The sequence below is a fragment of the Bacteroides mediterraneensis genome (assembly GCF_016900355.1).
Classification (GTDB): domain Bacteria; phylum Bacteroidota; class Bacteroidia; order Bacteroidales; family Bacteroidaceae; genus Phocaeicola.
In genome coordinates, this window is record NZ_JACJKA010000030.1 from 14,739 (window position 1) to 35,566 (window position 20,828).

The 20,828-nt window shown below is 44.2% G+C and carries 13 protein-coding genes; all 13 read right to left on the bottom strand.

Annotation, left to right across the window (positions count from 1 at the left end):
* Nucleotides 1-33: 33 nt before the first annotated feature.
* The 13 genes from H6A28_RS13235 to H6A28_RS13295 all read right to left on the bottom strand — a co-directional run bounded on the left by H6A28_RS13235 (nt 34) and on the right by H6A28_RS13295 (nt 20,416).
* Nucleotides 34-780 carry a BT1926 family outer membrane beta-barrel protein gene (locus H6A28_RS13235; RefSeq protein ID WP_204476696.1) on the bottom strand — a complete coding sequence of 249 codons (747 nt, stop codon included), beginning with the start codon at nt 778-780 and terminating at the stop codon, nt 34-36.
* A gap of 109 nt (nt 781-889) precedes the next feature.
* A complete protein-coding gene (locus H6A28_RS13240; RefSeq protein WP_204476698.1) occupies nt 890-2,674 on the bottom strand; it encodes a hypothetical protein in 1,785 nt (594 codons plus the stop codon).
* A gap of 615 nt (nt 2,675-3,289) precedes the next feature.
* Complete coding sequence (mnmD, locus tag H6A28_RS13245; RefSeq protein WP_204476711.1) at nt 3,290-3,949, bottom strand: tRNA (5-methylaminomethyl-2-thiouridine)(34)-methyltransferase MnmD; 660 nt, start codon at nt 3,947-3,949, stop codon at nt 3,290-3,292.
* A gap of 74 nt (nt 3,950-4,023) precedes the next feature.
* The gene (locus tag H6A28_RS13250) at nt 4,024-4,488 is read right to left on the bottom strand and encodes a YqaA family protein (protein WP_204476700.1); all 465 of its coding nucleotides are present in this window, start codon (nt 4,486-4,488) and stop codon (nt 4,024-4,026) included.
* On the bottom strand, nt 4,464-5,399 hold the full coding sequence (locus H6A28_RS13255) for a hypothetical protein (RefSeq protein WP_204476701.1): 936 nt from the start codon (nt 5,397-5,399) through the stop codon (nt 4,464-4,466). The genes H6A28_RS13250 and H6A28_RS13255 overlap by 25 nt, the downstream gene beginning before the upstream one ends.
* 2 nt (nt 5,400-5,401) lie before the next feature.
* Nucleotides 5,402-6,676 (bottom strand): phosphoribosylamine--glycine ligase, encoded by a 1,275-nt coding sequence (purD, locus tag H6A28_RS13260; RefSeq protein ID WP_204476703.1) that lies wholly within the window; start codon nt 6,674-6,676, stop codon nt 5,402-5,404.
* Between the two features lie 23 nt (nt 6,677-6,699).
* Entirely contained in the window at nt 6,700-8,988 is a 2,289-nt protein-coding gene (locus H6A28_RS13265) for a S9 family peptidase (RefSeq protein WP_204476704.1), read from the bottom strand.
* A 13-nt stretch (nt 8,989-9,001) separates the two neighbouring features.
* Nucleotides 9,002-10,522 (bottom strand): THUMP domain-containing class I SAM-dependent RNA methyltransferase, encoded by a 1,521-nt coding sequence (locus H6A28_RS13270; protein ID WP_204476706.1) that lies wholly within the window; start codon nt 10,520-10,522, stop codon nt 9,002-9,004.
* A gap of 102 nt (nt 10,523-10,624) precedes the next feature.
* Nucleotides 10,625-12,700, bottom strand: a complete 2,076-nt coding sequence (locus H6A28_RS13275) for a GDSL-type esterase/lipase family protein (RefSeq protein WP_204476707.1) — start codon at nt 12,698-12,700, stop codon at nt 10,625-10,627.
* 1 nt (nt 12,701) lies between these two features.
* Complete coding sequence (locus H6A28_RS13280; RefSeq protein WP_204476709.1) at nt 12,702-13,364, bottom strand: GDSL-type esterase/lipase family protein; 663 nt, start codon at nt 13,362-13,364, stop codon at nt 12,702-12,704.
* A gap of 26 nt (nt 13,365-13,390) precedes the next feature.
* Nucleotides 13,391-15,409, bottom strand: a complete 2,019-nt coding sequence (locus tag H6A28_RS13285) for a family 20 glycosylhydrolase (protein ID WP_204480785.1) — start codon at nt 15,407-15,409, stop codon at nt 13,391-13,393.
* 73 nt (nt 15,410-15,482) lie between these two features.
* The gene (nanU, locus tag H6A28_RS13290; RefSeq protein ID WP_204477447.1) at nt 15,483-17,036 is read right to left on the bottom strand and encodes a SusD family outer membrane lipoprotein NanU; all 1,554 of its coding nucleotides are present in this window, start codon (nt 17,034-17,036) and stop codon (nt 15,483-15,485) included.
* 14 nt (nt 17,037-17,050) lie between these two features.
* Nucleotides 17,051-20,416, bottom strand: a complete 3,366-nt coding sequence (locus tag H6A28_RS13295) for a SusC/RagA family TonB-linked outer membrane protein (protein WP_204477439.1) — start codon at nt 20,414-20,416, stop codon at nt 17,051-17,053.
* Nucleotides 20,417-20,828: the final 412 nt, after the last annotated feature.

Below are 20,828 nucleotides of genomic sequence, written 5' to 3' on the forward strand. Positions count from 1 at the left end.
TTGCCCCCTTAATAGTTACTCTACGTGTATCTATTAAAACTTGAATCCAATTTTGAGGGTCGGAGCGGCCAGGATGGAATAGTTATGGCTATTGGCATCGAGGTTGCTCAGTCCTTCTTGCGGCTTGATCAAGCTGCGGTTGTAAGTGTAGGCAAACGGATCTACCTGTGCACCTACGAACAGACCGTCTGTGATGTAATATTCCACACCGCCGGTCAGTGCTCCGCGTACGTTGAATGCTTCGCCTACTGATTTACCCATGTTGTATTCATCGTCCGTAAACGAGACGTTACGTCCGTAGGCGTAACCTACCCGTGCTCCGGCATACAGATACAGACCATCGACTTTCGTCTTGAAGTAGCGATCCACTCCTGTATACACATTGAATTGCAGGAAGTTCTGATCGGCTATTGCGCCGTAGCTTGGTATATCACCCCATTCGAATGCTTCGTCGCTGTCGGCACTTCCCGGCACGCCCGAATAACCCGGATGTTTGGTGATACTCATGCCTCCTCCCAATACCAGTTTCCATTCATCGAGGAAGAACCAGCCACCTTCGATTCCTACTTGCAGCGCCTTGTCATTCCAGTTGGTTGACTGGGCCTGGAATCCGTTGTAGCTGGGCAGAGTGCCTACGGCAGCATTCTGCATTACTGTATTGTTGTAACTTACGGTTGCTGCCACGGTAAAGTCGTTTTTCTGCGGACCTTTATCCTGGGCATTGGCTGTAAGTCCAATCATCGGGAGTGCGGCTAATATTAAAAGTTTACTGATTTTCATATGATTCTGTTTTGTTGTTGGTTTATCTTCGGAAAAGGAGGAGGCTGGCTCCTCCTTTCCTCAGATTATAAACTTTTTGCTATTAGCTTCTTGGTTTAGGAAAGCTTGCTTATTCAGCAGGAGTTTCTTCAGGTTCTTCTGTAACAGTGTCGCCAGCAATCAATGACTGAATCTGCTCTATATAACTGTCATACTGAGCCTGTTTGATTTCGATTTCTTTTTCCAGATTAGCAATTTCTTGATCCAAGATTTCCATGTACTGCTGCTTGGTAGCTTCGGTTGTTACTCCATCGTCAGCTGTCATAGTAGCAATATTCTTCTTATTGGTGTTGATATCCTTTTCAACAACGTTAATTGTTGTCAACCAGTCAGTGTAGGAATTAGCAATATTCTTTAAGCCATCAACTAAGTTATTCTGAACCGTATAATTGTGTTCTGCTTTTGTCATCGCAATAAATTTATCTGTACTTGCCTCTACAGCAGCGACATAAGCATTATAAACAGTTGTATAGTTTTTGAATGCTTCACCAGTCAGCAAGGTATTGATTTCAGCCAAGATGGTTTGTTCTTCTTTAGCACTATCTAATGCTTTTTGTGCTCTATCTACACCGCTTTGCAAGCTGTTTTCGTAGTATTGAACTCTGGATTCTGCCTGTTCCAATGTAGATTTGTTTGCGTCTGTAGGCTCTTTGTCGAAAGCTTTTTGAGCCTCAGTTACAGCATCTTTTAACTCTTTGTAAGTAGTCACTCCATCATTAGTTATTGCAGCGTCCTTCAAACCATCGGTTTGTGCCTTTTCTGCATTTGTCAAATTTTGTTCAGCTACTTTTACGGCACGGTCAGCATTGGTTATATCACTACTTAATGCTTCTTGATTAACTTCATAAGCATCTTCTTCTACGTTGTACCATAGCCATAGTCTTTGTGATGTTCCATCGTCGAAGTTAACAGTAATAGTTTCGTTTTCAGGAGGTACCATGGTAAGATAATTCCTCACTCTTGAACCGTTTATATTACCATTAATATAATTGTATAATTCTGTTGAGTAAATATTCTCCAGCGCAGGTCGGATTTTTTCATTATATTCTTGGTTATACAATGCTTGAGCTTCGTCCCACAATTGTTTTAATGCTGGTAATTTTTGGCTAGCTTCATTTGCAGCCTTTTCAGCTGCATCTTTATCTGTATTGTCATACTTCTTATATTCAGCCAGTAGCGCTTCATTAACAGCTAATGATTTTTCTTCCTGTCTTACTTTCTCTGCAATTTGCAATTGAATATCAACAAGTTCATAGTCTGCTTTTACACGTTCAGCCTTTTTACTGATTAACTGTTCGTTTAAGCCACCCTCACCATAGATTGAGTTATATCCATGTTGAACCCATTGTTCTTCGTTCTGTTGTGTTGTGGGATTCCATACATATACATAACCCCAGGAGCCATACATGAGTTCGTCTGCTTTGTTTAACAACTCATTGATCTTGTCTTTTGTCGCTTCATCAGCTGCATTGGATGCTTTTATTAAAGATGCTTTTGCTCTTTCCAACGCTTCTTTTTGGCTAAGTAATGCTGCTTCGGCTTGAGCTTGCGCTGTTTCAAGATCTGTAGCAAGTGTTGCTTTGGCTTTTTCCAATGCAATATTCTGTAGTTCGTTAGCTATTTCTTTAGCTTTTGCTTCAGCATTTTTGATGGCAGCATTTGCTTCGGATATAATTTTTTTAGCATCTGCCTGTGCTTGCTGATAATTAGCCAAAGCGGTTAACTGTTGTGCCTTTGCATCACGGATAGCGGTAACTGATGCTGATTCGTTGTCGTCAACACAAGAAGTAAGTGTTGTTGAGCTTAGTGCCAATGCGCCAAGCACCATTGACACTGCGATGAATTTCTTTTTCATAAGTAAATCCAAGTTTTAAAAGTTAATATTCGGGTTTAATAAGTATATTTGCAGATATATCCTCAAAATTCATATTCACTTTATTCGTTTTTCATATCACATTTGTGTTTTTCAATGGTTCGTTGGGGGCGGGGAGGTCTTTTCTTGTCCCGTCTTAACGAAAGCGAATTTAACCAATCATAGCGGAGATTACTTGTCGATTAATGCGTTTAGCTAATAAAATCGACAAATTGTGGAAATATATATGCTTATACAAATAGTTTTTCACTCATCAGACAAATTCTGTTACATTTTTTAGTATCCTTTTAAAGGTGTGAGGAAATATTTTTAAAAGATTCTTGAGAATAGAAAAACAGGGAAAGGGGGCTCTGAGGCAAAAAAGAGTCATGAGGGAGGCTTTTTGCGCCTTGGAAAGGCACAAAAAGAGGTGATAATGGGGAAACTTTTGGGTATAGATGGGAGGATGTTCCTTTGTTTTCTATGTTTCGCACGGCGGAAACGTACGTTTTCCTTACGCGAAACGTACGTTTCTCATGAGGGAAACCTACGTTTTCCGCAAGGAAAACATAAAAAATGACAAGGGATTTTGCTTTTGAACGTACGGCGTTTTCAGATTCAGGCCGGTTTGCTGGCACGAAGAATTTCCCGTTTGCCTCCCGGAGGGCCCGGCAGGCGTTCTACAGTGAATCCGGCCGTTTGAAGCATTCTCCGCACTACGCCTTTGGCGCAGTAGGTGGTAAGGATGCCACCCGGTGCCGTTTGCCGGTACAGACTATCGAAAAGGGGCTGGCTCCACATTTCCGGTTGTTTCTCCGGGGCGAAGGCATCGAAATAAATCACGTCGTAGTGCGACTGGAAGTCGAAGTGGGTGAAGTCGCCTTCTATCTTGTGCAGGGTGAACCAGGAAGAGAGGCGGACGGGCTGATTCCAGGGAGCAGCATGCAGGGCATAGAACTTTTCGCTGGCTTCCGGGGCAATGATTCCCGGATAGCCCAGTTGGTGCACGATGTCTTCGGCCAGCGGATAGCGTTCGATGCTGGTAAAACAGACTTCTCTTTGCTGTTTTTCTGCCTCCAACAGGGTGAGGAAGGCATTCAGTCCGGTGCCGAAGCCGATTTCTAATACGCGGGGACTTTCGGCTTGCGAGTGGTTGAGGCCCATCTGGATAAAGATGTGCTGCGATTCTGTCAAGGCTCCTTTCACGGAGTGGTAATGCTCATTCAGTTCCGGCACAAACAGGGTGTTGCTTCCGTCGGCGGTAGGTTCAAGTGTAATCATGTGATAACTGTCGGTTGTGTGGGGGCAAAGATACGCATATCTTTCAAGCGGGGAAAGCGGAAAGCGATTTCTTAGTGGAGATATTGGAATACGCCCAGGGCCGTAGCCACAATGATGGCATAGCGTGCTAACTTGCCAATGGTCATGGCCACGGTGGTGATCCAGAAATTGCCCCGCATGAAGCCCAAGGCGATGAGCAGGGCATCGCCGATGACGGGCAGGAAGGAGAAGAAGGCCATCCACGAGCCTCGCCCGTGGATGAAGCGGATGGCCCGGTCCATTTGTTTCTTGTCTACCTTGAAATATTTCTCAATCCATTCGGTCTTGCCCATCCGGCCTATCCAGTAGCAGGTCACACCTCCCAAGGCATTGCCGGCCGTGGTGAAAAGGGTAGACCATACCGGGTCCAGTCCTAATCCCACGCAGGCTAACAGGACCACTTCCGAACTGAAAGGCAGGATGGTACCGGCCAGGAAAGCCGAGAGAAACATCCCCCAATATCCCCAGTCTATCAGAAATTGAATAAATGCATCCATACATTAAATATACATACGCCCGTCCAGAGGGCAAGGGCTGCCCACAGGAAGATACGGGTAAAACGGTTGAAAGTCAGTGCCAACAGGTGGCCTCCCAAAATGGAGCCTACAATGAGGGTCATGGTGAAGAAGGTGTTGAAATGTGAAGGGATAAGACACATGCACAGCAGGGTGGCTACTCCTGTGATGAGGAGGATACGCAGCATGACTCGGGTCTGCACCTTGTCCTGATAGATGTGCCACAGGCTCTCTACACCGCAGATGGCGATAATCAGCAGGGCGGCTCCTCCGGATACCAGCTGGGACAGCGACAACACGGAATAGTCTATCGGGGGAAAGCTGGACAATTGCAGGAACGGTTCGCCGATTTTCTCGGGTGTACCCGTATACAGGTGATAGCAGAGCATGATCCAGTAGGGGGTAAAGATGCCCGTGAGGCCTGCAAAGAAAGTACGGAGCGTGAACGCACGCAGCCCCACCATGTAAAAATAAATCAGCGGAATGAAATAGAGGGTCTGAGGCAGCAGGAAACTGCTGATGCCGATGCAAAGGAAGGCATGAAAGATGGGAGTGGACGCGTAGGGTGATTCATAACTCCGGAACAGGTAGCCGAAGCTGATGACAAACAGCAACGGAATCCACTGTTCATGCGAGTAGGTGTGCAGAAAGGGAAGCCCCCCAAAGAAAAAAAGGAACAGTGCCGCATGGAATGTGGTACGGGTGCGGATGAGTGAGAACGTGGTGTTCAGCTCAATCAGTAAGTAGGTGATCAGGCCGTAAATGGCCAAAGAAATGAAATCCGTCTGTTCCTGGTAGGTGATGCCGAACAAGAGCAGACAGAAAACTACGGCAACAGGAAGAGTGATTCTTCCCGTTGCCAGTTCATATTGAAATTTGTTTCGTGCAAGCATGTTTACAGGTCGAACCCGATGTCAGAACGGAAATATTTCTTCTCGAAATGGATTTTTCCGGCATTGCGGAAAGACTGTGCCAAGGCTTCGTCTTTGTTGGCGCCGTAAGAGCTGACCGCAATGACACGTCCGCCTGAGGTGGCTACCTGTCCGTCTTTCAGGGTGGTACCGGCATGGAATACGATGCTTCCACCTGCTTTGGCTTCGTCAATGCCCGTAATCGGGAATCCTTTCTCGTAGGCTTCCGGGTAACCGCCGGATACCAGCATGACGCAGACAGCCGAACGAGGGTCGATTTCCAATGTCTTTTCGTTCAGGTTGCCCTGAGCTACTCCCTCAAAGAGGTCTACCAGGTCGCTCTTGATACGAAGCATTACGCTTTCTGTTTCAGGGTCGCCCATGCGGACATTGTATTCAATGACCATCGGATCGCCTTTCACATTGATGAGTCCGAAGAAGATAAAGCCTTTGTAGTCAATACCTTCTTCCGCCAAGCCTTCTACTGTAGGACGGATGATGCGGTCTTCCACCTTTTTCATCCATTCTGCATCTGCAAACGGAACGGGGGACACAGAACCCATACCGCCGGTGTTCAGGCCCTTGTCGCCTTCGCCGATACGCTTGTAGTCTTTGGCTTCCGGCAGAATCTTGTAACTCTTTCCGTCGGTCAGCACGAATACCGAGCATTCAATGCCGCTCAGGAATTCTTCAATCACCACGGTGGCCGAAGCGTTGCCGAACATACCGCCCAACATTTCCTTCAGTTCTTTCTTGGCTTCTTCCAAGGTAGGGAGAATCAATACGCCTTTTCCGGCACAAAGTCCGTCAGCTTTCAGTACGTAAGGAGCCTCCAGTGTTTCCAGGAAGGCCAGTCCCTCTTCTAAGTTGGCTGCGGTAATGCTCTTGTATCCGGCTGTCGGGATGTGGTGACGCTGCATGAATCCTTTGGCAAATTCCTTGCTGCCTTCCAGTACGGCTCCGGCTTTCGACGGGCCGATGACCGGAATCTGCTTCAAGGCTTCATCGTGCTTGAAGAAATCATATACCCCCTTTACCAGCGGGTCTTCCGGACCTACCACTACCATGTCGATGCCGTGGTCGATGACAAACTGCTTGATACCTTCAAAGTCGTCGGCCTTGATGGCTACATTTTCGCCCACTTCACGTGTGCCGGCATTTCCCGGAGCGATGTACAACTTCTCAATTTTCGGGCTTTGTGCGATTTTCCATGCTAATGCATGTTCGCGTCCTCCTGAACCTAACAGTAAAAGTTTCATATATGTATCTGTTTTTTAGTCGATTATTTCAAATGATCTTCAAAATAGCGGGTGATGTGTTCGTGCAGGTGTACACGGTCGCGTCCCATCATGTTGTGTCCGTCTTCCGGATAGATGAAGAGGTCGGGATGTGTGCCTGCCTCGATGCACGCTCTTAGGAATGTGTAGGTGTGTTGCGGTACACAAGTGGGGTCTGTTCCGCCGATGATGATTTCCAGACGGCCTTTCAGGTTGCCGGCTTTCTGTTTCAGGTCGGAGCCTTTGTAGCCTTCCGGATTCGTCTGCGGCGTGTCCATGTAACGTTCGCCGTACATCACTTCATAGAACTTCCAGTCGATGACCGGTCCGCCGGCTACACCTACCTTGAAGATGTCAGGATAGGAGAGCATCAGGTTGGTGGTCATGAAACCGCCGAAGCTCCAGCCGTGTACGCCGATGCGGTTGCCATCCACATACGAAAGTGATTTCAGGAATTCCACTCCCTTCACCTGGTCTTTCATTTCTTCTACTCCCAAGTGACGGAAGGTGCAGTTTTCAAACGCCAGTCCCCGGTTGTCACTTCCCCGGCTGTCTACCGTCAGCATGACATAGCCTTTCTGTGCCATGTACAGGTCCCATCCTCTGGCATCGTAGAAACGTGAGTTGTGGATGAGCTGGGCGTGCGGTCCTCCATACACATAGATGATAGCCGGATATTTCTTGTTCGGGTTGAAATTTACCGGTTTGACCAGACGGTAGTACAAGTCGGTCTTTCCATCGGCGGCCTTGAGGGTACCGATGGTGATTTCCGGCAAATTGAACTGACTGCGCATCGGGTCGTCCGCTTTCAACAAAACGGTTCCCTTCTTGCCGTTGGTGGGCAGCAAGGTGATTTCCCGCCCTACGGTGAAAGAGGAGAAGTTATCTATCAAATACGTACCGCTGGCAGAGAGAGAAGCCCGGTGCATGCCGTCTTTTTCTCCTAATAACGTACGTTTTCCGGTTTTCACGTTGAGGCAGAACAGGTTGGTCTGCAACGGAGAGACTTCCGTGCTGCCGATAATGATTTCCTTCTTTCCGGCATTGAATCCTAAAATATCCTGTACCAGCCAGTCGCCCTGAGTCAGCGGAGTGACTTTCAGATGCTCCAGGTAGGTGCTGCCTTCCAGTTTGCCATTCTTCCAAACCCCTTCTCCTTTGGCTTTCGTATCCATCAGGTACAGGTGGTTGAAGCCGTCGCGCTGGCTTTGGTAGATGAACTGAGTTTCATCCCATGGCAGGAATACTAACGGGTGTTGAGGCTCTACGTATTTCGGATGCTTTTCTTCATACAGGATGCCTTCCTTTTCGCCGGTAGCAGCCTGGTAGCTGACCAGCTGTGCATGGTTCTGGTCGCGGTTCAACTCGATGACGTAGATGTGCTGTTCATCGGGCGACCAGCTGACGTTGGTGAAATAACGGTCGGTAGGGTCGCCTGCCTGCAAGTAAATGACTTTTCCGGTTTTTACCTCATATACGCCTACGGTCACTTTATGGCTGGTCATGCCCGCCATCGGATATTTGTCCGGTTCAAGAGTGGCGATGCGGGTAGAGGTATTTACCTGCGGGTAATCGGTCACCATGCTCTGGTCCATGCGGTAGAAAGCCAGGTAGCTTCCCTTCGGGCTCCAAAACGTACCTTTATAAATACCGAATTCGTTGCGGTGAACCGCTTGGCCGTAAACGATGTCGTTATCTATTTCCTTTACATCCGTTGGGTGCGGGCTTACCGCGGTGGAAAAATCCCCGTGGTTGGCAATATATAAATGGTCGCCTGCCGTATAAGCAAGATAGCCGTTCTCTTTGCAGAAATCAAGGTTGGTGGCGTTTGCTTCTTGGATGCGGAACATGTTGGTTAACTTCTTCTGGATAAAGTCATAGAAGAAGACATAGCTTTCACTTTTTTCTTCATCTCCCACATAGTCCGAAAACATCAGGAGGTTCCGGTTTTCCCAAGGCAGGGAAGCGCCTTGCAGGGTGTGAAGCGGCTTGATGGGAGCTAAAAGTTTGTACGGCTTTTCTCCGTTTTGCAAGGCTTCGTTCACTTCTTTCAATGTCACCAGTATAGTTTCTTCTCCGGTACGGTTATCTATTTGCCTGATATCGTCCACATCTGTACGCACACATACATCTCCCCACCATTTCAGTCCCGGAATGTTTTTGGGAACCAAGTTGAAATAATTGTTTCCACCCGGAATGACATCTTCCAGCGTAAACGCTTTCTTTTCCTGGGCAAAGGTGGTAGAGACGGTCATACTACATAATAAAAAGAATAACAAAAATAGACGTTTCATGTGCTTTATTTTTTTAGTCCTTTAGATTCTCTTCTTCCTCGTTGCGGCGTTTGTGCATGTAGCGTGGAGCTGGAGCTGCTTTCGGACGTCCGTCGTCTGTAGAAGGACGCGGGTTGCGCGGCTTCGGTTCCTCTTTGTATTTGAATTCCTTGCGGCGTTCGCGGGTAAATTCTTTTCCGTCGCCGGCTTTCCGTCCGCGGAATATTTCTTTGGAATCGGAATCCCTGCGGAAACCTTCTTTCCGGTCATTGCGGAAGCCTTCTTTCCGTTCTCCCCGAACACCCTCTTTGCGTTCCTTGCGCGCGTATTCCACTTTTTCTCCGTGGTGACGCGGGCGTGCCGGTTTTTCTTCGTGCTTCGGTTTGAACTCCTTGTCTCCGTTTTCGGCCCGGAATTCTTTGTATTTTCCGTCAAAAATCTGGTATTTACGGAACTGGCATTCCAACGCACCGTTAAACAACGGAATCTTTACGGAAGCTTTCAGGCCAATCTGGTCGAAACATTCGTCGCGGTAGCTCAGAATCCAGGCATCGTTTCCGGCAAACGCATGTTTCAAGCGCTCTCCGATCATCTGGTAAAGTCCTAACAGGTCATCGGAAGAGATACGTTCGCCATACGGCGGGTTGGTAATGATGATGCTTTTCTGTTCCGGCTTTTCAAACTGCTGGAACGGTTGGATTTTCAGGATGACATCTTTGCTGACTCCGGCTGCCTTCACGTTGTGCTGGGCAATTTCGTTGGCTTTCGGATTGTTGTCGTACCCGTAAATCTTATGTGTGAATTCACGCTCTTGTGAATCATCGTTGTAGATGGCGTCGAACAGTTCCTGGTCAAAATCTTTCCATTTTTCGAATCCGAACTCTTTGCGGAACACTCCCGGGGCGATGTTGCGGGCTATCAGTGCCGCTTCGATAGGGATGGTACCTGAACCGCACATCGGGTCAATCAGGTCGCATTCGCCTCGCCAGCCGGTCATCAGAATCATACCGGCAGCCAATACCTCGTTCAGCGGTGCTTCTACCTGTTCCTGACGGTAGCCTCTGCGATGAAGTGACTCGCCGGAGCTGTCGAGTGCCAGTGTACATTCTTCTTCCGCAATATGGATATGGATGGCCAGGTCCGGATTGCTGATGCGTACGGATGGACGGTTGCCGGTCTTTTCACGGAAATAGTCGACCACGGCATCCTTCACCTTGTAGGCCACGAACTTGGAGTGGCGGAATTCACTGGAGTAGACTACGGCATCCACAGAAAAACTGCTCATGTTGTCAAGGTATTTTTCCCATTCGATGCTTTTTACGGCATCGTATACCTCATCGGCAGTCTTGGCAGTGAAATGTTTGATAGGTTTTAAAATACGGATGGCGGTGCGCAGGCAGAAGTTTGCCTTATACATCATGGCCTTGTCGCCGGTGAAAGAAACCATGCGTCGGCCAATTTCAATGTTGCTGGCTCCCAGCTCTGTGAGTTCTTGTGCCAGAACTTCTTCCAGTCCCTGGAAAGTCTTGGCGATAAGCTCGAATTCTTGATTCATCTTGATAAAATTACGTAATTTCAATTGATAGGGGCAAAATTACGAAATTTCGGTTTGCTAATCAACTGTTTGACATTGTTTTCTGCGGAAACATGAAATCGGTTACCGGATTTTATCGCGGAAAGAAGAGGCTGGAAGCTGGTCTTTATTGACAAGATTGGCGTGGGTAAAAGGTTGCCAGCCATACCGTATATATCGCGGATGTTTGATAGAATCGGAGTAGACTCGGATTTTATCTCCTTCTATGACGGCTTGCGCAGGGAAATAGATTCCGTCATATTCTGCCAGCTCAAAGCCGGTGAGCGATTTTTCATCCGAGGTGTGTAAGCCTTCTGCATAATCAAATTCAACCATGACTTCGTGGCCTTTCAAGACGGCCTGTCTGTACAGAGGACCGGATGGAAGCAGCGTATAATGGTAGGTTTTATTTAAGGCCCATCTAGCCAACCGTTCGCCAATGGGACGTTTGTCGGTAGGATGTACGTTGAGCGAATCTCCTTTGTCGGTCGATACCACCATGCCGGTATGAGGTATCTCGTTCATCAAGCGTCGCTGGCTGTCTCGAAACCAGGGCCATGAAGGGCGGTTCAAGCTGGAAAGTTGGACAAAATAGAAAGGCATGTCCAGCTGGTTCCAGTTTTGTCTCCATCCATTCACCAATAACCTAAACAATTTATAATGTGCTTCCATGTTGTGCGCATTCGATTCTCCTTGGTACCAGATAACTCCTTTAAGAGGATATTGCTGGAGGGGGAGTATGCCTGCTTCATATAAATAACAGGGCTCGTAGGGATGACGCTTGAATGGGCTTGTACTTTTCTGGAGATTGAGCAGGGCCCTTTTTCTGGCCCATTCTTGAATAAAGTCATTTTGAGTCCAATCTTTCAGAATGGCGGGGAAATGTTTTTCCAATGAGTGGCGGTCGACCCATGATTCTGTAGTAGACCCTCCTACTGCATTACATATCAGTCCGATAGGTACTTTTAAGCTGTCTTGCAGCACTTTCCCGAAATAGTAGGCTATGGCAGAGAATGTAGCCGCCGTATTGGGGGTGCATTCGGTCCATATGGTGGGTTGATAATAGAAAAGATGATTGATGGAATCGATGGCTTGGGCTGGCCATGCTGTGGCATTGGTTTCCCATCTCCCTTTCATGTGAAAGAAACGGATGTGGGGGTTGTGTGCCTGCGATATCTCGAAAGCAGCATCTTTGGCTTGCTGTAGCATAAATTGCATGTTAGACTGTCCGGAACACAACCAGACCTCTCCTGCGGCCACATGATGAAAGGTGCGTGATTGCTGTGGGGTTTGTACGGAAAGTTCATAATTCTCTCCTGCTTTTATCGGGTCAAGCAGGACTTCCCATTTTCCGTTACTTTTCGTAAAGGTTGTCTTTTCTTGTCCATTAATACGTACCGTGACAGGTGTGGAGGCATCGGCTACGCCATGAATGCGAAGTGGAGTATCCCGTTGCAAAACCATGTAATCGGTATAAAGCATGGGGAGATGAAGTCCTCCATAATCGCCGGTTATAGCTGAATATGCTGTCTGAGCCAGAAGATGTGCTCCTTCTTCATTGGGGTGAATGGCATCGGGCAATAGAATGGGATAAGGGTAGAGTGGGGTATGGAAGTCGATGACCTCGGCTTGACTGACTTGCGCCACCACACTGATGGCCTCTTGGATTTCTTCGTGCCATTGCTGGGTACCCGAGATAAAACGAGGATGTCGGTCAGCTATTGGAGTAATGTATGCCAATAGAATGCGGCATTGAGGATTGACTTTCTTAAAGGATTCTATTAATTGTAAATAATCATGCACGAACTCATCACGATAGTTGGGCCAGTTTCTTGGATCCGTATCATTGACGCCTAAGTGAATGATGACAATATCTGCCGAAAAGTGAAGGGCTTTCTGGTATTCCTCTTGCTGGATGTACGGCCGATGCCCGTGTACCAGCAAAGTGGCTCCCGGTTTCCCAAAGTTTCCCACAGTGTATTGTGGTCCTAACAGTGTCTGTAATTGTGCTGGATAGGAGTCTGTATCGCGATTAGCAATACCAGTTCCGTATGTGATGCTATTTCCTACACAGGCCACTTTTATTTTCTTGGCAGCCTGTACGGGTTGTAATAAGCAAATGAATTGACAGAGCAGTAGTATTAAGATTGTTGGTTTCATTTTATTTCTTTAAGTAGGGAGTGATAATTTCTTTCCATAATATGTAACCTTTTCCTAAAAGGTGCAGCCCATCATTGGTATATTCGGGTTTCATTTGTCCATTATCATCTACAAAGTGAGTGAAAAGGTCAATATATTTCACATTTTCTTTTTGGCAAATACTTAAAATAGCTTGATTAATGTTAGGGATTTCCTGCCAATGGGAAGTATGTTCTTGATACAGGTTGTACTTTATAGTGACAGGTAAAACACTTTGTATCAATATTTCTGTATGCGGTGACTCTTTTTTTATTTTTTGTATGATTTGTTGTATATCAGAGGCTATATTATTAGGGGATTCTCCTTGAGGAACATTATTGATTCCAATCATTAGAAAGATTTGTGCAGGCTTTCCCTTAAGAAGGACAGAGATTCTATCATATACTCCCCAAGTGGTATCTCCGCTGATTCCTCTATTTTTGATATGAGGATTTTGAAATAATTCACTCCATTCTCCTCCATCAGTTATACTATTTCCGATAAAAAGAATGTCATCCGAACTTATAGGGAGTTGTTCAAACAGCGAAGCTCGTTGGTAGTAATAAGTAGAATATTTTCTTTCTGTTTGTCCGAAAGTGAATAGGCTATATATTAAGCCTATAATTAGCAGTAGAATTGTTTTCATGAGTTGTAGATTAATATGTTTTAATTTTATTTTTTATCAGGGGAATACACAATATTTTCTATTTCTTTTTGTCCATCCGGTGTGACAAAAACGGCATTAAACATCCATTTTACTAATCTAACCTCTGGGGTTTTGAATTTTCCAATCGGCAGTTTGAGGAAGAGCTTGTTCCATCCTTTGTGTAATGTAACTTGTATCGGAGGGCGGGAGGTTGCATTTTCATTCGTCAGAGGAATTTCGTTTGACCGGTCTTTATGGCTGTTTTTCCATACTGGTGGGAGTATTTCTTCTTGGTTCAGCCAAGCGCGGCTACCTTTGTAATCCCATGTTCCTTGTTGTGGAGCTAAATCACTTTCGGAACGACTATAGTTCTGGAATTCCAGGAATAACCCGACCTTCTGTTCCTCAGGAGAAAATACCCAGGTAGTGGCATAAGCCGTGTGGTTTTCTTCGGGTAAGGAATAGAATCCGGGAACTAATTTTCCCCATACATGGCGCAAGTAAACTCCTGCTCCGTAGACGATATGGCTTTGGTAGATTTTTCCTTGATAAAAATAGCTTTCTTTTTCTTCTTGTTCGGGAGGAAACATACGATTCAGGTCTCCTTCATTGGGAAATGCATCTGTAATGCGCCATACCACGTTGGCCTGTCTGACGTAGGGAAAAGGTTCCCCTTTAAAGGTATGTGCCTTGTGCCAAAGCATTCTGTCTTCAAAATCGGCAAATTGTGTATAGATTTCAGTATCTTTTTCCCATAAAAGGTTCGTCTTTTCATCGAAATAGCCGTATCCTCCTCCTCGCCAACTCCTTTCGGCAAGCGCCAGCATGTGGGAATACAGATTGTTGTCTGCTACGATTTGTTTTTCATTTTGGAGGTAACGGTCATTCCAAATGGCTAAGATACTTCCTGCAATGTCTTCGTTTCCTGTGCTTTGGTCATAAATACGGCTGTTGTATAATGCAATCAGGTCGGCAAAAGTATCGAAATGATTGATATAGTGATAGCGGCTATCGATGGCTGGAATGCCTGATTGGGCTTTTCCCCGGAAACTCCATAACTGTGTCATGTCTATTTCGCCTGTTTGGTATTTCCAACCGGGATTCCACGAAATGACTTTTTTCCCTTTATTACGGATATAGGCCACCATTTCCGGAACAAATTGTGGGTTGGTAAACAGTACCTCGTCTGTACCTATATGAATAAAGGGTACATCGAATGTTTCGCATACCTCATCCATGAGTTTTTTTAGAATTTCCATGCCTTTTTCGCTTTGCATGTCGGTGTGGAAAGTTCTTACAAAAGCTGCACTGTGACCAGGCATATCAATTTCGGGAATCAATATTACATGCCGTTGCTTGCAGAATGCTACGAGGTCTTTTGCTTCTTGTAGGGTATAATATTTGCCTGGCATGCGCGTCATGTTCTCAGACGCGTTGATTTCTGGGTATATTTTACTTTCCAGACGCCAAGCTTGATTCTCGGTCAGATGCCAGTGGAATACATTGATTTTGAACCTACTGAGTAGGTCAATTTCTTTTTTTAGCTCTTTTATCGAGATATAGGTACGACCTACATCTTGCATGAATCCTCTGATGCGGAAAGCAGGCCAGTCTATAATCTCACAGGTAGGAAGGCAATAGCTTCCATTGTTTTTTGCATAGGTCGCTAACTGCTGGATGGTTTGTAATGCTCTGTAGGCCCCTGTAGAAGAAGTGGCAGTGATTTGTATTTGTTTTTCAGTAATACTCAGTTTGTAGCCTTCATCGGTCGGAATAGGAATTTCCGGCAAACTGCTTTTAATTTTAATTTTGATGGTTTTATCAGTCTGCGTGGGAGTGAAAGTTACATTAATGCTTTGTAGCCAATCTTTCCATTGTTTGTATATTTCTTCTGTCGTGTCAAGATATAGTTGATCTAATACCAATTGTTTATCTGTATAGGTTATTTTCTGCGGATAAGGCAGAAGAGGGTATATATTCCCTTTGCAAGGAAATATGAACAGTTGAAAGAAAATAATATAAAAAAGAAGGAGGTGGTATTTCATATTATGGTATTATAAATAAAGAGGATATCCCTTTTCAGGAATATCCTCTTCGAGTTTATTTGTAATTCAAGATTTAATATCCTGGTGTTTGGTTCAGTGCACTGTTTTCTCCTAATGTATTTTCATCAATAGGCCATAACAAGCGTGAAGCATTGGCACTAGAGTATTTGGTAGCATAATCATCACCCATCAGACGGATATCATACCAACGTTTCCCTTCGAACAAGAATTCTCTCATTCTTTCTTTCAGAATTGCTTCAATAGGGTTGTCATCACTACCTACGAATCGGTTGTTTGAGTAGAAGGTTGCATCTTTGTCATTTGGGTATGCTACTTCGTTTCGGTGCTCATTGAAATATGTCGTTCCATAAGCTCGTTCACGTACTTCGTTGATTTCGGTAGAAATGTCTTCTCCCAAGAATGCTTTGGCAGTGGCTAAAGCTAGCAGACAGTCTGCATAACGATAAATAGGATAGTCATCTAACCAGCTTCTTGTAGCATCACCTTCCAAAAGAACTCCTTTAAACTTATAGGCAATCGGTGCTTTGAATGTGACTTGACCGTTTTCTTCACTATAAATACCTTTAATAGAGCCTTCTTTTCTGTTGTCTCCATCTCGGAACAATTGAGTGTATAGGTCTTGTTCTACCTGATAACGTATCAGCCCATTTATATCAGCCATTTCGGTTTCGGATAGTGGTGTACCATTTTCATCACAGTATGAAGCGAAGAACTGTTGGTTCATTACCATATTCAGACGATATTGGTCATTCCACATGCTATACTCATTTCTTCCATTATGTATGGCGAAAATAATTTCGTTATTTTCTTTATTGTCGTATGCAAATACTTTCTGGAAGTTATTCAGTAACCCTACTCCAGATGCTTTTACTGCGGTCAATGCGTTTTTGGCTGTAGTGTAGTCTGCTTCACCGCCTCCCATTTGCTTTCCACTCCATAAATACACTTCGCCTTTTAGCATCATAGTAGCAGCTTTTGACCAATAACATTTACCATATTTGAATGAGTAATCATCACCAAAAGCATCCTCTGAACTTTGGATATCTTTCTTGATTTGTGTCATTATGTCGGTAGCAGAAGAGGCTGCTTTACTGGGGTTACCTATATCGATAGCGTTCCCATTGGTGTAATCCAATTGCAGTACTACATCTCCCCAAGAACGTAACAGGTGAAAATATACATAGGCTCTTAGGCCGTATGCTTCTCCTAGATAATAGTTCTTAGTGCTGGCATCCAGCAAATCGGTAGATGTTGCGTGATGAATCATCAGGTTTAACTGGTTGATTAATACGTAGAAATCACCATAATTACTAATGACCGGGTTTGCAGCATTCAGCGTGTTGTCAATCATTCTTTCCACTCCCTGAGTGGCTTCTCCTGTAAATGGGTTGGAGTTATAAATGTCGGCACGAGGTTCTCCTAATTCAAAGATGGTATAAGATTTTTCGCGCAGCAGGCCGTGAAGACCGACATTGAAAGCTTCAAATTGGGCTGCATCTTTCCAGTAATTTACGTCGGTAATACTACTAACGGGCTCCATGTCCAAACAACCGGTAAAAGACGTTGCCAGACATCCGGCTAAGATATAGTTGAATATTTTTTTCATAATCGTTATTTTTTTCAGAATGTTACAGATAAACCAAACAATACGGTTCTTGGAGTCGGATAACGTCCATTATCAATTCCTCTTCCATAAGTTGTAGATACGGCTGGTTCTGGAGAAACGCCATCATATCCTGTGATATAGAATAGATTCTGACCGGTTACATATACAGAAGCGTCTTGCATACCTGCTTTACCAATCCATTTCTTGGGTAAAGAGTAACTCAATGTGATTTCTCGTAAAGCTAGATAATCACCTTTTTCATAGAAGCGTGAACTGTTATTATTGACAGCTGTGTTTCCATTATTTGAACGGGTGATGTTTTTCTTGTTCAACTGGTCTGCATAAGTAAATACCGGAAGGTCTGTATCCGGATTGGTTTCGCTCCACGTATCGTGTACTTTATCAATGATGTTAAACTGTCCTTGATATTGTCCTAATGAACGAGCCTTTAAGTCGTTGTAAATAGTGTGTCCCAATGCATAGTCGAAGCGGGCGTATAAAGACCAGTTCTTGTAAGATAAAGTAGTAGAGAATCCACCGGTTACTTTCGGGAAGATATTACCCACTACAGCACGGTCAAGGCTATTGATTTTTCCATCTTTATTGATGTCTTCCCAGCATACATCTCCTGGTTCTATAGGTTTCCATCCGTTGGACTCTGCGTAAGTGACACCTGTTTGCGGGTTGATTTCATTTGCCATACCTGGTCCATACAGGTTAGCCACTTCATCAATAATCATGTTGGCGTTTGCTTTTACGTCATTCCAGTCTCTAAAGATATGGTTTTGTACATAACCTACCATGTCTCCCAGTTTACCACCTTCTCTATAACCACCAATCCATTTGGTTGGAGTTTCTCCTGTTTCTGGATCATATAGTCCGGCTGCCACTTCATAACCATCAATTTGATTAAATGGTTTGTCACTGGTCGGTAATTTCAATACTTTGTTGGATACTGAAGTTAAGTTGGCAGAAACTTCCCAGTTAAATCCTTTTACATTGGAAAGGATATTAGCTCTTACTTCCATTTCGAATCCGGAGTTGCGCAATCTTCCCAAGTTGGTTTTCATGGTTGAGAAACCGGTATAAGCAGGCAGATTTACGTCTGTCAGCAAGTCGTCGGTGGTTCTGTTGTAATAGTCCAGAATGAAGCTCAATCGGTTATTGAAGAAGCCCAAATCCAGACCGGCTTCAAATGAACGGCTCTGTTCCCATCTCAGTCCCGTATTTATCAGTGCTGAGTTGTAGTATGCGGTTGCTCCATCATATGTTCCAGCTCCGATTTGCTTGTACACTCCATAAATATCAAAGTTGCCAATGCCATTTACATTACCGTTTACTCCATAACTCAAACGAGGTTTGATGTTGCTGATGACATCTGAAATCTTAGATTCTTTCCAGAAATCTTCTTCTGTAACATTCCATCCGACAGAAACACCAGGGAAGAAGCCCCAGCGGTTATCTTTCAAACGAGAGATACCATCATAGCGGGCTACCAAAGACAACAAGTATTTCATCTGATAGTTGTAGTTTACACGACCAAATACAGAGGCAATACGATAACCGGTTTTTTCGGATGTAGTATATGTACGGGTAGCACCTGCATTCAGAGTCGGAATATCATCCGTCGGAGAATTCTGAGTCTTTGCCTGCATAATAAATTGGTTATAACCGAAGTATTCGCTACCTACCATTACGTCCAGGTTATGTTTTTCTTTGAAAGTGTCTTTGTAATTTAATGTTCCATTTAACTGTATTTGGGTATAACGCTGTATTTGGGCACTTGCTTCACGTGTGTTTGTCGGTGTGGAAGAAGTCTGTAGCTGGTATGACTTGTTGAATGTTTCGTATTGATAGTCATAATGGTAAAGAGAGGAGTTCCCGCTGAATACCAATTTTTTAGGAATGATGTCTAAGTCAAAGCCAAAGTTATAGGTAGCTTTGCGAGTTCCATCTTCACTTGTCAGCTTATCCCGATAGTATTCAGGATTACCATCACCTGTTCCCCAACCTGATGCAGGCGAACCATCTTCGTTGTATGGATTCCATGTCGGACGTTGTGAGCGTGTACGATAGAATAATTCATAAGAACCAATCCATAACGATGGTTGCTGTGACCATGTGTAGGTAGCACCGGCTTTCACATTTAAGAATGGGAAAATCTTGTAGGTACCGCTTACAGATCCGTTGAAGCGTTTGTATCCAGTTCCCTTAATCTGACCATCTTCATTGTAATATCCCATGCTGGCCATGTAAGTACCTTTATCATTTCCTCCGGTAATATTTACATAATGATCTTGTGTCAAAGCTGTATTAGCAAAAACTGCATCATCCAACTGACCACTATAATCCTTATAAAGAAGCTGTTTACCTTCATAGTATGGATCATCCATAACTAACCAACCTTCATTTCTTAGATGAGAATTTTCATCGGTTAGATATTTTACGTCGATAAGGTCATTTTGTGTACCATATCCAGTTTGAGTATCTACGCTTGCTGCTCCCGGTACGTTGTTTGTATAACGTTTATAACCCAGACGGTTATAGTAAAGATAATCGTGGGCATTACAGAAATCATATCCGTAACGTGCAAAGTTTACACCCAGTTTAAATTTATAGTTTACTGAAGCTTTACCTGCTTTTCCGCTTTTTGTTTCTACAAGGATAACACCTCCGTTGGCACGTGCACCATAGATAGCAGTAGAAGCGGCATCTTTCAATACTTGTATAGATTCAATATCTGAAGGGTTGATGTCACTCATGCTTTCGCGAATAATACCATCAACAACAATCAATGCTTTACTATTACCACCGGTAATTGTTGCTCCACCACGAAGAGTGATATCAGGTTCAGCTCCAGGCTGTCCTGTTGTATTGATAACTCGCAAACCTGTTACAGAACCTTGCAGGGCTTGTCCCGCATTACTCATGGCTGCGTTTTTTAGTACTTGGTCGTCCATTTTGGAGATGGCAGTAGTCAATGCAGCTCGTTTTTGGGAACCTCCATATCCTGTTACGACTACCTCCTCCAATGTTTGGGTGTCTTCTTTTAAGATTATGTTGACAGGAGTTCCATCCCATTTAATAGTTTGTGCAGTATATCCTACGAAAGAAATTTCAATAATGTCTCCTTTCTTTACGTTCGACAATGAGAACTTTCCGTCGATGTCTGTAATGGTTCCGTTGGTAGTGCCTTTCACTATCACGGAAGCTCCGATAACAGACTCGCCTGTTGCATCTTTCACAATACCTTGACATATACCCGATTGTTGTACAATGTCAATTTCAGCTTTGTTGGTGGATACGTCCGCATACGTCATTCCGGTGGATAAACTACCCAACAACAGACACATGCCGACTGACTTCATTTTTTTATTCATAACTCCTGTATATATAAGGTTAAAGTTTGCATTTGAAGGATTTTAGGTTAACTTTAAACTATTCTAGTCGATTTTATTAAAGCTTCTATTTTGTATGCGACAAATATATAAATAAAAAAAATGATATCACAATTATTTGATAAAATATTTTATAAAATATTGCTTTTTATCGGGGATGTGTTGTATTTATCAAATTGGTTTATGAATCTTGGTTTATTTTTTTCCTTTGCTAAGATTTGTATATGTATTGGAATAATTAAGAGTATTCTCTGATTATCAACAACTAAAGAGGATGTGTCAAAATGATGCATCCTCTTTTTCGTTATATAATCATCGTTTTGCCATTTTTCATAGAGTATGATTTATGTTTTTCCTATGTCCATGCCTTTTGGTGGTATAATGTGCTGTAGAT

What these genes read in the sequence shown, in the direction of transcription:
- H6A28_RS13235 (WP_204476696.1), bottom strand. Translation starts at nt 780, where the DNA reads ATGAAAATCAGTAAACTTTTAATATTAGCCGCACTCCCGATGATTGGA.
- H6A28_RS13240 (WP_204476698.1), bottom strand. Translation starts at nt 2,674, where the DNA reads ATGAAAAAGAAATTCATCGCAGTGTCAATGGTGCTTGGCGCATTGGCA.
- H6A28_RS13250 (WP_204476700.1), bottom strand. Translation starts at nt 4,488, where the DNA reads ATGGATGCATTTATTCAATTTCTGATAGACTGGGGATATTGGGGGATG.
- H6A28_RS13255 (WP_204476701.1), bottom strand. Translation starts at nt 5,399, where the DNA reads ATGCTTGCACGAAACAAATTTCAATATGAACTGGCAACGGGAAGAATC.
- purD (WP_204476703.1), bottom strand. Translation starts at nt 6,676, where the DNA reads ATGAAACTTTTACTGTTAGGTTCAGGAGGACGCGAACATGCATTAGCA.
- H6A28_RS13265 (WP_204476704.1), bottom strand. Translation starts at nt 8,988, where the DNA reads ATGAAACGTCTATTTTTGTTATTCTTTTTATTATGTAGTATGACCGTC.
- H6A28_RS13270 (WP_204476706.1), bottom strand. Translation starts at nt 10,522, where the DNA reads ATGAATCAAGAATTCGAGCTTATCGCCAAGACTTTCCAGGGACTGGAA.
- H6A28_RS13275 (WP_204476707.1), bottom strand. Translation starts at nt 12,700, where the DNA reads ATGAAACCAACAATCTTAATACTACTGCTCTGTCAATTCATTTGCTTA.
- H6A28_RS13280 (WP_204476709.1), bottom strand. Translation starts at nt 13,364, where the DNA reads ATGAAAACAATTCTACTGCTAATTATAGGCTTAATATATAGCCTATTC.
- H6A28_RS13285 (WP_204480785.1), bottom strand. Translation starts at nt 15,409, where the DNA reads ATGAAATACCACCTCCTTCTTTTTTATATTATTTTCTTTCAACTGTTC.
- nanU (WP_204477447.1), bottom strand. Translation starts at nt 17,036, where the DNA reads ATGAAAAAAATATTCAACTATATCTTAGCCGGATGTCTGGCAACGTCT.
- H6A28_RS13295 (WP_204477439.1), bottom strand. Translation starts at nt 20,416, where the DNA reads ATGAATAAAAAAATGAAGTCAGTCGGCATGTGTCTGTTGTTGGGTAGT.